This is a genomic window from Mesorhizobium sp. WSM4312 (genome assembly GCF_002294875.1).
Classification (GTDB): Bacteria; Pseudomonadota; Alphaproteobacteria; order Rhizobiales; family Rhizobiaceae; genus Mesorhizobium.
This window is the reverse complement of the sequence record NZ_NSFU01000022.1, coordinates 40,519-55,863: the sequence shown is the minus strand read 5'-3', so window position 1 is coordinate 55,863 and position 15,345 is coordinate 40,519. Positions and strand designations below refer to the sequence as shown.

The window sequence follows — 15,345 nt, the reverse complement described above, 5'->3', positions numbered from 1 at the left end:
CACAGAGATGATGACCGCAGCACTTACCCCCTTCTCGGCCCGCCATATCGGTCCTGGCGTCAACGATGTCAGGGCCATGCTTGCCGTTATCGGCGTTCCCTCCGTCGAGACGCTGATCAGCCAGGCCGTACCGCAGTCGATTCGCCTCGATCTGCCGCTGACCTTGCCCGCGCCGGCCAGCGAGGCCGAAGCGCTGGCCGAATTGTCGGCCATCATGGCGAAGAACACGGTGCTGAAAAGCTTCATCGGCGCCGGCTATCACGGCGTCCACGTGCCGCCGGTCATCCAGCGCAATCTGTTCGAGAATCCGGCCTGGTACACGGCCTACACGCCCTATCAGGCCGAGATCAGCCAGGGCCGGCTCGAAATGCTGTTCAATTTCCAGACACTGGTCACCGAACTGACCGGACTGCCGGTGGCGTCTGCCTCGCTGCTGGACGAGGCAACCGCTGTCGCCGAAGCGGTCGGCATTGCGCTGCGCCACCACCGCGACAAGCGCACCAAGGTGGCGTTCGCCGGCACGCCGCATCCGCAGACGCTGGATGTGGTGCGCACCCGCGCCGAACCGCTCGGCATCGAGATCGACGGCGAGACGATCGACGACAACACCGCTGCCTTGCTCGTCTCCTGGCCCGACACCCTTGGCGTCTATGGCGACCATAAGGCGGCGATCGACAAGGCCCGCGCCGCTGGCGCGCTGGTCGTCTTCATCGCCGATCCGCTTGGCCTGACGCTCACCGAAGCGCCGGCGAAGCTCGGTGCCGACATAGCCGTCGGCCCGATGCAGCGCTTTGGCGTGCCGATGGGCTTCGGCGGCCCGCACGCCGCTTACTGCGCCGTCTCCGATAAACTGACGCGCCTGATGCCCGGCCGCCTCGTCGGCCAGTCGACCGACAGCAAGGGCCGGCCCGGATACCGCCTGGCCCTGCAGACGCGCGAACAGCATATCCGCCGCGACAAGGCGACCTCCAACATCTGCACCGCGCAGGCGCTGCTCGCCAACATGGCGACGGCCTATGCCATCTGGCACGGCCCCGCCGGGCTGCAGGCGATCGCCGGACGTATCCACGCTCTGGCCAACCGCCTGGCGAGCGGCCTCAAGGCGGCGGGCGTTTCGGTGCTCGGCGCCAGCCGCTTCGACACGGTGACGGTTGAGGCGAAAGGCAAGGCCGCGCAAATCGCCGAAGCCGTCGAGAAGACCGGCCGGCTGCTGCGCGTCCTCGACGCCGACCATGTCGGCATCGCCTTCGACGAGACTTCGACAGATGCCGATCTCGATGCGATCGCTTCCCTGTTCGGCGCCAAGGCTGCCCCTTCTGCCGACAGCACCGTTCCCGGCAAGCCGCGTGGAAAGGAGTTTCTGACCCAGCCGGTCTTCAACGAGAACAAGTCGGAGACCGACATGATGCGCCTGCTGCGCCGGTTGGCCGACAGGGATCTGGCGCTCGACCGCTCCATGATTCCGCTCGGATCCTGCACCATGAAGCTCAACGCGGCGGCCGAAATGATGCCGGTGAGCTGGCCAAGCATCGCCAATCTGCATCCCTTCGCACCGGCCAGCCATTCGGCCGGCTATCGCGCCATGATCGGCGAGCTGGAAGGCTGGCTATCCGAAATCACCGGCTTCGACGCGGTCAGCCTGCAGCCCAATGCCGGCAGCCAGGGCGAATATGCCGGCCTGCTCGCCATCCGCGCCTATCACCGCTCGCGCGGCGAAGGCCATCGCACGATCTGCCTGATCCCCTCCTCCGCGCATGGCACCAATCCGGCGAGCGCGGCGATGGCCGGCATGAGCGTCGTCGTCGTGCGCTGCCTGGAAGACGGCAATATCGACATGGACGATATGCGGGCCAAGGCCAACGAGCATTCCAAAAATCTCGCCGCGCTGATGTTCACCTATCCCTCGACGCATGGCGTCTATGAAGAAGGCGCCCGCCATCTCTGCGCCCTCATCCACGAGCATGGCGGCCAGGTCTATTTCGACGGCGCCAACCTCAACGCGCTGGTCGCGCTCGCCCGGCCCGCCGATATCGGCGCCGATGTCTGCCATATGAACCTGCACAAGACCTTCTGCATCCCGCATGGCGGGGGCGGCCCCGGCGTCGGCCCGATCGGCGTCAAGGCGCATCTGAAGCCCTATCTGCCGGGCCATGTCACCGAAGGCTCGGCGCATGCCGTGTCGGCGGCCCCCTTCGGCAGCGCTTCCATCCTGCCGATCACCTGGATGTATATCCGCATGATGGGCGCCGCCGGACTGAAGCAGGCGACGGAGACCGCCATCATCTCGGCCAACTACGTGGCGACACGGCTCGCGCCGCACTTCCCGCTGCTCTACAAGGGCCGGCACGATCGCATCGCGCATGAATGCATCCTCGACACCCGCGTACTCAAGGAGAGCGCAGGCATCAGCGTCGACGACATTGCCAAACGCCTGATCGACTACGGCTTTCACGCCCCGACCATGTCGTTTCCGGTCGCCGGCACGCTGATGGTCGAGCCGACGGAATCGGAGCCGAAGCGCGAACTCGACCGCTTCTGCGAGGCGATGATCGCCATTGCCGGCGAAGCCGCGAAAGTCGCCAGGGGCGACTGGCCGTTGGCCGACAACCCGCTGGTCAACGCGCCGCACACCGCCGCCGAGACGCTGGCCGGCCAGTGGACCCACCCTTACTCGCGCCTGGAAGCAGCCTATCCCGCCGGCGACGCCGATACAGCGGCCAAGTACTGGCCGCCGGTGTCGCGCATCGACAATGTCGCCGGCGACCGCAATCTGGTCTGCTCCTGCCCGCCGCTGTCGGATTATCTCGGAGCGGCTGAGTAGCAGTCCTACGCAGAGCGCAAGGCCGGCTTGACCGGTTCGGCCTTGCCCATTCTTTTGCGGCTGATGACGCAGTTTCGGCCGGCGCGCTTGGCCGCGTAGAGCGCGGCGTCCGCCTCGGCCAGCACCTCGTCGAGGCTGCTGCCGTCGGCGCCTCCAAAGCCGATGCCGCCGCTGACCGTGCTGCGCAGCGGACCGAGCGCGGTAGGAACGATTTCGGTGCCGAAGGCCACGCCGATCCTGCTGGCGAGATCATGGGCCCGCTCTTCCGTCATCCGCGACATGACGATGGCGAACTCCTCGCCGCCCAGGCGAAAGGCGTCGACGCCGGTCCTGGCATATTTCCGGATGACGGCGGCGAAGCGGCACAGCACCTGGTCCCCGACCGGGTGACCGTAGATGTCGTTCGTCCCCTTGAAATGATCGAGGTCGAACATGACGACCGCCATGAACGGACCGAACGGCCGGTCGCCGTGGAGGGACATCAACCCGCGACGGTTCATCAGCCCGGTCAATGGATCGGTCATCGTCTCGGCCTTCAGCTCGATCTGCGCCTGCAGATGATGCAGCGAGAGCGTCAAGGCACCCAGACCCGTCATGCAAGCCACCGCCACGACGGAATTCAGACGTTCGGCCCAGTTGTCGGGCGCCGCCCCGAGCGCCCATTGCCCCTTGGCCGTCAGAACCACGCCACAAAGGGCAAACGACACCGCGCAGGTGCCGCTCAGGAAGGAAACCACCAGCAGGATCCGGCGATCGTGGCTGCCATTGACCCAGAACATGGCTCCGATCGTCGCCAGTAACACGGTCACCGTCGTGTAGGTGACAATGAAGCCGACACCATCAAGACCGAGAAAGGTGAAGGCCGCGCAGACCGCCATGGCGGCAAGTGTCGGCACGATCGCACGCCTGTGGTCCGGCATGCCGAGATACTGCATGGCCGAAAGGCAGATGATCAGGAAGCCCAGGCTGAGCAGCGCCAGCGCTATCTGGCAAAGCAGAGGATCGGGTTCCTTGGTGTAGCGCCAGAACAGGATCACATGCGCGACAAGCACGATAATGCCGCACGCCACCGTAAACACGAAACGCGCCCGCGGCGCGGTGAGCCAGATGGCAAACATGGTGACGGCCAGGCATGTGCCCGACAGCGCGGCCGCGAGCAGGAGCGAACTGAAATCCAGCATATCGGGCGGGAGCCTCTCCAGCGTCGGCGGTTACGCCGCATTCTAGGTCAGCGGCAGCCCTCGAACATGGTTTTCAGCCGGTCTTTCGACCCAAGCTGCGGTTAGGGTTTACAAAGCGTCGACAGTGCCTGGCCGGAAATCGGACCCTTGGCCGGCGCGAGGATCGAACGCGCATCAGCCCTTGTTCAGCAAAGCGAGATTGGCGTTGACGACCGTCGGGTCGGCCATGCCGGCCTTCGCCTCGAGCAGCAGCGCCCTGGCCTTCTTCTTGTTGCCGCGCAGCAGTTGCGAATAGCCCATATTGTTGACGATCTGCGGTTTGCGGCCTGCGACCTTCAGGAGTTGGCCATAGGCGCGGTCGGCGAAGTCGAAGCGGCCGAGCTCGTCATAGGAGGCGGCCAGCCCCATCCAGGCCTCCGCATTGTCGGCCTTCAGCTCGACGGCCTTGCGGAAATGCTGTTCGGCGAGACCATAATTGGCGTCGCGAAACTGCGCCTTGCCCTGCGCCAGGTCGGATGTGTCGACATCCTTCGCCGCCGGCTGGATCGCGGTCGTCTTGGTCGTGTCGACGTTGTTGTTCGTCGTACACCCGGTGATAACAAGGACGGCCGCCATCGTGGCCACCGCCGCAAATTGTGTCTGACGCATGCCCTGCCCCGTCGCCCGATTTGCCGGGTCGTTCTTCAGGTAAAGACTTTAGAGCAAATCGATTAAGCTTCGGTGCCGAAATGCAGCTAAGATTTGGGTTCCGCAATACCAGCCATTAACCACTGGGCCCCAACGCCTCAGGCGGACGCAGGAGGTTCTCTCACGGCGGATCGATGGCCTTGAGCGCCGCCGGAACTGGATAGCGGCTGCCGTCATAGCGCAGCCGGTGGGTCCGGCTCACCGACTTGCCGGGGTGGGACTGGCACTCGCCATCCTTGTCGGGCAACGGCTCGTCGGTATCCTGCCGCTCGACCGCGATGATGTCATGATAGCCGCGATGGATCGTCGGGCTCATCGCCAGGCTGACCTGGCTGGAATGAAAGGACCCCGCGCAACTGGCGTCGCCTTCGCCGCCATAGCCGGCTACGGCAAGCCCGTCGAGCACCGCACGTAGCGCGTTGCCTGATATGGCGTAGAGCCGCAGGTCGGTTTCGTTGAAGGGATTGGGCTGTGAATGATTGGCCATGTCGATGCGCAGGCCGAAGGCCGTGACACCGGGCGCCAGCCCATAGCGAGCGGTATCGAATTCGATGCCCCGGATGGCGACGGCATCGTCGTTCATCTGCCTGGGCTGGAGCAGTCGCTGGCGTACCTGCAGGGTTTTCCTGTCGACGACCAGAAGCTCGATGTCGCCAACATGCTGGCCGTCGACGGATTGGGCGCTGTCGATCAGCGGCACCGCGGCCAGCAGAAGATCGTCATGGGCGGGCCAGACCTTGCAGACCAGGCCCGGAATACCGTCCTGAGGAACCGCGAGCGGGATGCTGGTATGCGGTTCGAGCGTGAAAGAGCGGCCGTCGGCGCTCTTTTGAAGCTTGGGATAAGCCTGCCGCAACAGTGCGGCGGCATCGCCGCAATCGTCGGCGGCGGCCAGGGCGGGCCACAGGCTGGCGGCGAGAGCGGCGGCACATAACAGTATTCGCATGGGATCCTCATGTTGAAGGGCCGAGTTCGGGCTGTCGGCCCAGCTTGGCATTAAGCCCCGCAAGCCGCATGTGCCAGGCTGGCCGCTGAACATCGATGTCGCCTAGTGGCTGCCCGTCATCTTGACGATGATCGGGATGACAGCGATCATCAGTACAACGGGCAGGATGCACACCGTCACCGGTATCGACATCTTGGCCGGCAAGGCATGTGCCTTTTCCTCGGCCAGCGACATGCGCTTGTGGCGCATTTCGTCGGAGAAGACGCGCAGCGCGCCCGACAGGCTGGTGCCGAGTTCCTTCGACTGCTGCAGCAGCGTGGCGAAGGAGCGAACCTCGTCCAGGCTGAGGCGGTCGGCGAGCGCCTTCAGCGCATCGTCGAGGCTGCGCCCTGCCCTCAGTTCCAGCGACACAAGCTGCAAATTCTGGCTGAGCGCCGGATAGGTCTTGGCGAGTTCCTTCGAGACGCGCTCAATACCGGCTTCCATGCTCATGCCGGCATCCGAACAGACGATCATCAGATCCATGAAGTCGGGAAAGCCGTTGCGGTACTCGCGCATCTTCTCCCGCACCTGCTGGGTCAGCACCAGGCCGGGCAGGAAATAGCCTGCCACGCCCGACAGGATGACGAAAGCCCAGCGGCTGGTCATCGTCGCTTCGGCGCTGGCCAGCCACTGGTTGAGGACAAAGGCGCCGATCGCGCCGCCGACCAGCGCCGAGAACCGTATGATGAAGAACGTGCCGACGGCGCGCGGCTCCATGTAGCCGGCCTGGATCAGCTTCATGCGCAACCGGGCGACATTTTCCGGATCGCTCTTGGCGTAGAATTCCTGCGCCCGCTTCACCGCCTTTTCGCGCACGACATTGGCGTTCTTCTTCTGCAGCGGCTCGGGCTTCGCGGCTAGGGCGCCATGGTCGACCTTGAGCCGGCGCTTGACGTCGTTGCGGTCGCCCTTCGCCGCCACCATCGGCCAGGCGACGGCGACACTGCCCAAGGCCAGAAGCAGGATCGCCACCGGCATCAGGGAGGTCGGTGCGAGCGAGGCGAGGAATTCGATGAAGCCCTGCATGTCAGAACCTGAAATTCGACATCTTGAACATCATCAGATTGCCCAGCATCAGCCAGGTCACCGATCCGCCGATCAGGTACCAGGTTTTCGGCTCGTCCCAGACATCACGGTAGAAGCCCGGCATCAGCGCCATGATCGCGGCAAACAGCAGCGCCGGTATCGCCGTCAGGATGTAGGCCGACATGCGGCCTTCGGTCGAGATGGCGCGCACCTTGCGGCGAAGCTTGCCGCGCTCGCGGATCGTCAGCGCCAGGCCGTCAAGAATTTCGCGCAGGTTGCCGCCCGAACTGGACTGGATGGACACGGCGGTGATGAACAGCGGCAGATCCTCATGGCCGACCCTGTCGAACAGCGAATTCAACGCCGAGACCAGGTCGGAACCATAGGTCACCTCATCGGCGATGACGCCGAACTCGGTACCGATCGGATCGGGCATTTCGCGCGACACCATGGCGATGGCCACCGGCACGGGGTGACCGGCCTTGAGGCCGCGCGTGATCAGCTCCAGTGCCTCGGGCAGCTGCATGCCAAAGCGCTTGAGCCGACGCTTGCGCTTGGAGCGCATCACCATCACCGGCACCAGCGGCATCAGCACGACGAACAGGAGAAGCCCCATCAGCAGCGGCAAGCCATGCCAGATGGCGACCAGGGCCACGGCCATCGCCACGCCCGAGGTGATCATCAGGAATTTCGACAGCGGCATGATCATGCCCGACTGCGTGCGCAGCGCGCGGAACCGGTCCGGCGAGAACAGCGAGGTGCCGGCGTCGAGGCCGCGCTCCTTGCGCAGCTGGATCAGCACCTGCTCCTGGCTGATCTTGCTTTCCTGCAGCTTCATGCGCCGGTTGATGGCGGTGCGTTTGTCGCTGCGTCCGGCATAGAGGAGATAGCAGGCCTCGGCGATCATGATGCCGGTAAGTGCAGCCCCGGCATAGACGACATAGATTGCGCTCAGCCCGTCGAACACCTGGCTACTCCTGCGGCCGGCCGGGTTCGAAGTACCGTCCGGGAAACTCGATGCCCATGGCGCGCAGATCCTCAAGGAAGCGCGGCCGGATGCCGGTCGCCTCGAAATAGCCGAGGATGCCGCCATCGGCATCCATGCCGGTGCGTACGAAGCGGAAGATCTCCTGCATCTGGATGACGTCGCCTTCCATGCCGGTCACTTCGGCGACGCTCGTCACCTTGCGCTTGCCGTCGGAAAGCCGGGTCAGTTGCACGATGATGTCGATGGCGCTGGCGATCTGGCTGCGGATCGACTGCACCGTCATCGGCATGCCGGTCATGCCCAGCATCTGCTCGAGGCGCGAAATGGCATCGCGCGGCGTGTTGGCGTGGATCGTCGCCATCGACCCTTCATGGCCGGTGTTCATCGCCTGCAGCATGTCGAAGGCCTCCTCGCCACGGCACTCGCCGAGGATGACGCGGTCGGGGCGCATGCGCAGCGCGTTCTTGACGAGATCGCGCTGCTTGAGTTCACCATGGCCCTCGATGTTGGCGGGGCGCGTCTCCATGCGCGCGACATGCGGCTGCTGGAGCTGAAGTTCGGCCGCATCCTCGATGGTGATCAACCGCTCGTCTTCGGGAATGAAGGCCGACAGCGCGTTGAGCATCGTCGTCTTGCCGGTGCCGGTGCCGCCCGAAATGATCGTCGTCTTGCGTGCGTGGACGGCCGCCGCCAGCACCTCGGCCATGTTCTGGGTGATGGCGCCGAATTCGACGAGCTTGTGCAGGCCGAGCTTGTTCTTGGAGAATTTGCGGATCGACACCAGCGGCCCGTCGACGCCCACCGGGCGGATGGCCGCGTTGAAGCGCGAGCCGTCCAGCATGCGGGCATCGACCATCGGCTGCGATTCGTCGACGCGGCGGCCAACCGCAGCGACGATTTTGTTAATAATTCTAAGCAGATGCGCCTCATCCTTGAACGGGATATGGACCTGCTGCAGCTTGCCCTTCTTTTCGATGAAGCAGTTCTGGTGGCCGTTGATCAGGATGTCATTGATGTCGGGATCCTTGAGCAAGGGCTCGAGCGGACCAAGGCCGACCATCTCGTCGACGATATCGTCGACCAGCGCTTCGAGTTCGGCGGTGTTGATCGCCATCCGCTCCTGGCGGGTTTTTTCCGAAACGAAATCATGCACCTGACGGCGCATCTCCTCCTTGGGCAAGCGCTCCAGCGCCACCAGGTTGATTTCCTCGAGCAGCATGCGATGAATGCGCACGCGTGCATCGAGCACCTTGTTGGCGTTCTTTGCCGGCGCGACATCGGGCTTTGCCGGCAAAGCCTTCCGGCTGGTCGGGATGACGACCGCATGATGCGCGACCGGCGTCGACTCCGCCGGGCGCTGCGGACGCGCATCGCGGTTCTGCAGGGTGGAAAAACGGCTGGTCATCCGGCCTTCCTCTTCAAGAAGCCCTTGCCGAGACCGAACAGCGACTTCGATTTGGCTCCGGTCGCGACCGCCTCCTCCGGCAGGATGATCTTCTTCAGATCGTTGACGACATTGGCATTGGGATCGATCTCGTGCAGCGGCACGCCGCGGTCGACCGCCTCGCGCACCAGCCGGTAATTGTTGGCGATGCCGCCGACGAAATGCTCGCCAAGGATCTCCTGGACATCCGCCTGCTTGATGCCGTTGTCGAACATCTTCTGCTCGAAACGGTTGACGATGACATTCGGCTTCACTTCCTTGCCGGCGGTCTCATAGACCGCCTGGATCAGCCTTTGCGTGTGGCGCAGGCACGGCACCGTCATTTCGGCGACGATATAGAGCTTGTTGGATCCAAGCAGCACGGTCTCCGTCCAGGGAAACCACGTGCGCGGCATGTCGATGACGACATTGTCGAAATAGGCCGAGACGAGGTCCAGCATGCGCACCACGACGTCGGTCTTGAACGAGCGCATCTCCGCCGGATGCGTCGGTGCGGCCAAAACGCAAAGCCCGCTGGCATGCTTGGACAGCATCACGTCGAGCAATTGCCGGTCGAGGCGTTCGGGCTGGTTTTCGATCTCGGTGATGTCGAAACGCGGCTCGAGGTCGAGATATTCGGCACAGGCGCCCTGCTGGAAATTGAGGTCGACCACGCAGGTCGAGGCGCCGCGCGTCACCGAGTGATGCAGCTGGAACGCAGTCTGCAGCGCCAGCGTCGTGGTGCCGACGCCGCCGGCGGCCGGCATGAAGGTGTAGATCTGCGACTCGGTGTTTTCCTCACGCCCCGGCCCTTGCAGGGCCCGCACCACCGAGCGCACCAGATCGGCCGTGGTGATCGGCTTGACCAGGAAGTCCGCGACCTTGAGCTGCACCAGGATGCGGACGGCAGCGGCGTTGAACTCCTGGGTGACCACGACCACCGGCGCCTTGCCCTCCAGCCGGCGCATGACGCGCTGCAGCGACTCGACCTCCTCCAGTCTCGCCGCGTCCATGTCGACGATGATGGCGCCGAAGTCCGCTTCTTGGATCTCGCCGCGCAGTTCGGTGACATTCTTTTCCACTGTCGAGAGCTGGATGATCTCGGAGGCGGCGAATGCGGTCCGCGTGTCCTGCACGAAGGTCCTGTCCGTCGATACGAGCAGGATCTTCTTGGTCTTGATGCCGTTTGCCATTTTTGTCAGCCTGTGAGCGCGATCGCCCTTTGGGGTCAGTTGCCCGTGGTCTGTTGCGAAGCCTTCGTAGCGGCGGCCTGATCCGGCGTGACCGGCACGGCGTCGCCGCGCTTGGCAGGCACGAGAAGCCTTGTGTTCTGGACGCCGTACTTCCAGGGATCGACCATCTGCATGACGGTGTTGGCGGCCTGGGCGTCGCCGGAGCCCGGCGTCACCCCTTCGGTGCGTATGTAATCGTCGCTGGTGCAGCCGCCGGCCAAGCCGGCAAGAAGCAAGGCGACACTCGATTTCAAGGCCACACGCATGGCTTCAGTCCTTCGGCAGGTCGAGGAAGTGCCCGACCGTGGTGGCGGGAGCGGTCCGTGCGGCGCTGCCATCGGCCAGTGCCAGCGCCCGGCCAGTGTCCGACGCCTTCACCTCCTCGGTGTTGTTGAGGAAATAGTCGACATTGCTGGCCGGCCGCGTGCCGTCGGTCGGCTCGACCATTTTCTTCGACGGATCGACCGGCTTGACCAGGTAGGGCGTGACGATGATGACCAGATCGGTCTCGCGCCGCTGATAGGATTTCGACGAGAACAGCGCCCCGAGCACCGGCATCTTTCCGAGGCCGGGAATGCGCGACGTGGTGATGTCGTTTTGCGACTGCAGCAGTCCGGCGATCATGAAGCTCTGGCCGTTCTTGAGATCGACCGAGGTCCTGGCGCGGCGCACGATGAATCCCGGCACCGAGATGGTGCCGATGTTGTAGGAGGACGACGCATCGATCGAGGAGACTTCCGGCGCGATGTCGAGGCTGACCAGCCCATCCTTGAGGACGGTCGGCGTGAAGTCCAAGCTGACGCCGTATTTCTTGTAGCTGACGGAGATCTTGCCGTTGTCTTCAGAGACCGGGATCGGGAATTCGCCGCCGGCCAGGAAGCTCGCCGTCTCGCCCGAGCGGGCGATCAGGTTCGGTTCGGCCAGCCGGCGGGCGAGGCCGCGCTCTTCCAAGGCCTTGATGGCGATGTCGATCGACACGCCGTTCGATAGCAGCCGGCCGATGATTTCACCGGTTCCGGCCGTCGGCACGGTTCCTGGGTCGAGCGAAACATCGCGCCCGCCGAAACCGTAGGCGAAATTGGCAGCGTATTTGGCACCCAGATCCTGCCCCGCCTGGCGGTTGATCTCGACGAAGCGTACGTTGAGCTGAACCTGCTGCGACGACGAGATGTTGACCGAGTTGATCACTTCCTCGGTGCCGGAAAAGCGCGTTGCGATCTTGTTCGCCTTTTCGGCGGCGACCGCATCATCCGCCTCGCCCGATAGCACGACACGGCCATTGGCCGAGCCGACCTTGATCTTGGCGTCCGGCACGCTGGCGCGGATGGTGCTGGCCAGTTGATCCGTGTCGAGCGTCACTTCGATGTCGACGGTGCCGACGAGCTGCTTCTTCTCGTCGAACAGCGCAATGCCGGTTGTGCCGAGATTGTTGCCGAGCACATAGAAGGATTTGTCGGTCAGCGGATTGACGTTGGCGATCTCAGGATCGCCGATGACGATCTGGTAGAAGGCGGCACTCGTCACGATCGTCTTGGGCTTGCCCTTGGCGACCTTGATCGACGCATTCTTGGTCGCCGAGACATAGACGATGTCATTGTCCGCCTTGGCCAGGCCGGGCAAGGCGAGCATCCCGCCGGCAACCAGCGCAGCAGCCATCGCCAAGGCGCGCGCAAAGCGCGATCGGTCCATCATTCGATATAGGGTACGCATCAACATTGCCCTGTCCCGTCCGGTCCCCACCGGCTTTTACTTCTGGTCCCGCTCAGGAACCTGATATTCCTCTGCCTTCGTGCCGCGCGTCACGATGACCGTCTTGAATTTCGGCTTCTCCGGCTCCTTGGTCACTGCGTCGAACAGCGAGCCGGCCGCGGCCTGAGCCTTGGCCGCCACCGATCCGCCAAAGGACGAGATGGTGGTGACGCCGTTCTTGCCGTCGCCGCCTTCGCTGGCGGAGCGCAGCGACAGCGACAGCGTGCCGACGGTGCGGGCAAGCGCCACTTTCTGCGCGCCTTCGGTCGTCACTTCGATGGTCACGGAATTCGTGATCTGCGGCGTCGTCTGGCGCTCGTCCGCACCCTGGCCGACACTCAGCACCTTGGCGTCGGCAACGACGATCTCGGAGGTGACGGTCGAACCGGCCGCGCCTTGCGCGTTTTTGGCGACTTCCTGGATTTCGCCGGCATCGCGCGTCAGCACGACATCGACGCGGTCGCCCGGCGTGACGAAGCCGCCGACACCGGCGATCTCGTCGGTGCGGATGGTCACCGCTCGCATTCCGGGCGTCAGCATGTTGGAGAGCGTGGCGCGGCCGTTCGGCCCCGACAGCTTGGTCAGCAGCACCGGTTCGTTGACCTCGATCGGCGACAGCACGATGCGATTGCCCTCGCCGAGCAATCCGTCGATGGTGGCAAAGGCGCCTTGCGGCAGCGAATCCTGCGGCCAGGGGATCTCGATCAGCTTGGCGCGGTCGAGTTCCTGGCCGTAGCGCAGCGGCGCTTTCGCCACCACGATGGTCTTGAATTCGATCCTGGGCGCTACCGGAGCGGCGATCGACGCCGTCTTCTCTTCGGCATCGGCCTTGGCCTGGCTCTTGACCCAGAAATCCGCGGCAAAGATCGAGATCGCGCCGAAAACGGCGGCGATGCCGATCATCGTTATGGCCTTGCCCCTCACGCCGAAACCCCTGATGCCCGTCGTTTCTTGTTTTGTTGGGGCTCACGCTAGGCGGGTTTGTTAAAGAAACAGGAATTTTGAAAGGCGGCATTCGACCTATTTCCGCCCGCTTGGTTATCGAATGGTTTTAGGATAAGACGGGTCAAATCCCCGAACGTAACAGGAACCTCCGTCGCTTGGCGCTGAAAAGCGTGGCAGTATCGACGGGTGATTCGCAGCACCGGACCCCTATGGCAGGCATGGACGACAATAACGATCTCTTCGGCAATATGGACAAGCAGCCGCAGCCGGTTCGGACAACGGCGCGCCCGGCCGACCCGCTTGTGCAGGCAGCAGCCAAGCGCCCGGCCGCGACCAAGGATGGCAGCGAGGGCTATAGCGCCGCCGACATCGAGGTGCTGGAAGGCCTGGAGCCGGTGCGCCGCCGGCCAGGCATGTATATTGGCGGCACCGACGACAAGGCGATGCACCATCTGTTCGCCGAGGTCATCGACAATTCGATGGATGAGGCGGTTGCCGGCCATGCCACCTTCATCGATGTCGAGCTTTCGGCCGACGGGTTTCTGACCGTTACCGACAATGGCCGCGGCATCCCGGTCGATCCGCATCCGAAATTCAAGAAGCCGGCGCTCGAAGTCATCATGACGACGCTGCATTCGGGCGGCAAGTTCGACTCCAAGGTCTATGAAACCTCCGGCGGCCTGCACGGCGTCGGCGTTTCCGTCGTCAACGCGCTGTCGGATCATCTCGAGGTCGAGGTCGCGCGTGGCCGCCAGCTCTATCGCCAACGCTTTTCGCGCGGCATTCCGGTAAGCGGCCTGGAGCAGCTTGGCGAAGTCCACAACCGGCGCGGAACGAAAATCCGCTTCCATCCCGACGAGCAGATCTTCGGCAAGGGCGCGGCCTTCGAACCGGCGCGGCTCTACCGCATGACGCGGTCGAAAGCCTATCTGTTCGGCGGTGTCGAAATCCGCTGGACCTGCGATCCCTCGCTGATCAAGGAAAAGGACCAGACGCCAGCCAAGGCGGAGTTCCATTTCCCTGGCGGCCTGAAGGACTATCTCAAGGCGTCGCTCGGCGACGACTTCCAGGTGACGCGGGAAATTTTCGCGGGAAAAAGCGAAAAGCAAGGCGGCCATGGCTCGCTCGAATGGGCGGTGACCTGGTTCGGCGGCGACGGCTTCATCAATTCCTACTGCAACACCATCCCGACCGGCGAAGGCGGCACCCATGAGGCCGGCTTCCGCAACGTGCTGACGCGCGGCTTGCGGGCCTATGCCGATCTCGTCGGCAACAAGCGCGCCTCGATCGTCACCTCGGAAGACGTCATGATCTCGGCGGCCGGCATGCTGTCCGTGTTCATCCGCGAACCCGAATTCGTCGGCCAGACCAAGGACAGGCTGGCGACGATCGAGGCAATTCGAATTGTCGAGACCGCGATCCGCGATCCGTTCGACCATTGGCTGGCCGACAATCCGCAGGAAGCCTCGAAACTGCTGGAATGGGTGATCGCGCGCGCCGACGAGCGGGTGCGCCGGCGCCAGGAAAAGGAAGTGTCGCGCAAGAGTGCGGTGCGCAAATTGCGCCTGCCGGGCAAGCTCGCCGACTGCACGCAGAACGCGGCGGCCGGTGCCGAACTGTTCATCGTCGAAGGTGATTCCGCCGGCGGCTCGGCCAAGCAGGCGCGCGACCGCGCCAGCCAGGCAGTACTGCCATTGCGCGGAAAAATCCTCAACGTGGCCAGCGCCGGCAATGACAAGCTGGCCGCCAACCAGCAGATATCGGACCTGATCCAGGCGCTCGGCTGCGGCACGCGATCAAAGTACCGCGACGAGGATTTGCGCTACGACCGCGTCATCATCATGACCGACGCCGACGTCGACGGCGCCCATATCGCTTCGCTGCTGATCACCTTCTTCTACCAGGAAATGCCCGCGCTGGTGCGTGGCGGCCATCTCTATCTGGCGGTGCCGCCGCTTTACTCGATCCGGCAAGGCGGCAAGGTCGCCTACGCCCGCGACGACGCACACAAGGACGAGCTCCTGCGCACCGAATTCACCGGGCGCGGCAAGGTCGAACTTGGCCGCTTCAAGGGCCTGGGCGAGATGATGGCCTCGCAGCTCAAGGAGACCACAATGGATCCGAGGAAGCGCACGCTTCTGCGGGTCGATGTGATCGACGCCGAGGCAGCGACGAAGGACGCGGTCGACGCTCTGATGGGCACCAAGCCGGAAGCCCGCTTCCGCTTCATCCAGGAACGTGCCGAATTCGCCGAGACGGAAGTGCTGGATATCTAGCCGCTGGCCAGTTTAGCTTGCGCTCCCGA

General features: G+C 64.0%; 12 protein-coding genes. 2 read left to right on the top strand and 10 right to left on the bottom strand.

Going from position 1 to position 15,345, the window contains the following annotated elements; all coding sequences use genetic code 11:
* Positions 1 to 7: 7 nt before the first annotated feature.
* A complete protein-coding gene (gene gcvP, locus CK228_RS29295) occupies positions 8 to 2,821 on the top strand; it encodes an aminomethyl-transferring glycine dehydrogenase (protein ID WP_179296083.1) in 2,814 nt (937 codons plus the stop codon).
* Positions 2,822 to 2,826: 5 nt separating this feature from the next.
* Here the strand turns inward: gcvP and CK228_RS29290 are convergent, their stop codons facing one another.
* From CK228_RS29290 to cpaB, 10 genes are all read right to left on the bottom strand, one after another.
* Positions 2,827 to 4,002, bottom strand: coding sequence for a GGDEF domain-containing protein (locus tag CK228_RS29290; protein WP_095790069.1), 1,176 nt, complete (start codon positions 4,000 to 4,002; stop codon positions 2,827 to 2,829).
* A gap of 174 nt (positions 4,003 to 4,176) precedes the next feature.
* Entirely contained in the window at positions 4,177 to 4,650 is a 474-nt protein-coding gene (locus CK228_RS29285) for a tetratricopeptide repeat protein (RefSeq protein ID WP_095790068.1), read from the bottom strand.
* Between the two features lie 160 nt (positions 4,651 to 4,810).
* Entirely contained in the window at positions 4,811 to 5,635 is an 825-nt protein-coding gene (locus CK228_RS29280) for a hypothetical protein (RefSeq protein WP_095790067.1), read from the bottom strand.
* A gap of 102 nt (positions 5,636 to 5,737) precedes the next feature.
* Complete coding sequence (locus tag CK228_RS29275; RefSeq protein ID WP_095790066.1) at positions 5,738 to 6,703, bottom strand: type II secretion system F family protein; 966 nt, start codon at positions 6,701 to 6,703, stop codon at positions 5,738 to 5,740.
* 1 nt (position 6,704) lies between these two features.
* Positions 6,705 to 7,670, bottom strand: a complete 966-nt coding sequence (locus CK228_RS29270; protein ID WP_095790065.1) for a type II secretion system F family protein — start codon at positions 7,668 to 7,670, stop codon at positions 6,705 to 6,707.
* Between the two features lie 4 nt (positions 7,671 to 7,674).
* Entirely contained in the window at positions 7,675 to 9,096 is a 1,422-nt protein-coding gene (locus tag CK228_RS29265) for a CpaF family protein (RefSeq protein WP_095772791.1), read from the bottom strand.
* Positions 9,093 to 10,307 carry a response regulator/pilus assembly protein gene (locus CK228_RS29260; RefSeq protein ID WP_095772792.1) on the bottom strand — a complete coding sequence of 405 codons (1,215 nt, stop codon included), beginning with the start codon at positions 10,305 to 10,307 and terminating at the stop codon, positions 9,093 to 9,095. Before CK228_RS29260 ends, CK228_RS29265 begins: the two co-directional genes overlap by 4 nt.
* 35 nt (positions 10,308 to 10,342) lie before the next feature.
* Complete coding sequence (locus CK228_RS29255) at positions 10,343 to 10,612, bottom strand: hypothetical protein (RefSeq protein WP_095772793.1); 270 nt, start codon at positions 10,610 to 10,612, stop codon at positions 10,343 to 10,345.
* Between the two features lie 4 nt (positions 10,613 to 10,616).
* Positions 10,617 to 12,002 (bottom strand): type II and III secretion system protein family protein, encoded by a 1,386-nt coding sequence (locus CK228_RS29250; protein ID WP_245318128.1) that lies wholly within the window; start codon positions 12,000 to 12,002, stop codon positions 10,617 to 10,619.
* Between the two features lie 90 nt (positions 12,003 to 12,092).
* Complete coding sequence (gene cpaB, locus CK228_RS29245; RefSeq protein ID WP_245438137.1) at positions 12,093 to 13,019, bottom strand: Flp pilus assembly protein CpaB; 927 nt, start codon at positions 13,017 to 13,019, stop codon at positions 12,093 to 12,095.
* A gap of 239 nt (positions 13,020 to 13,258) precedes the next feature.
* Here cpaB and parE point away from each other — a divergent pair, with 239 nt between their 5' ends.
* Entirely contained in the window at positions 13,259 to 15,316 is a 2,058-nt protein-coding gene (parE, locus tag CK228_RS29240) for a DNA topoisomerase IV subunit B (protein ID WP_095790101.1), read from the top strand.
* Positions 15,317 to 15,345 lie beyond the last annotated feature (29 nt).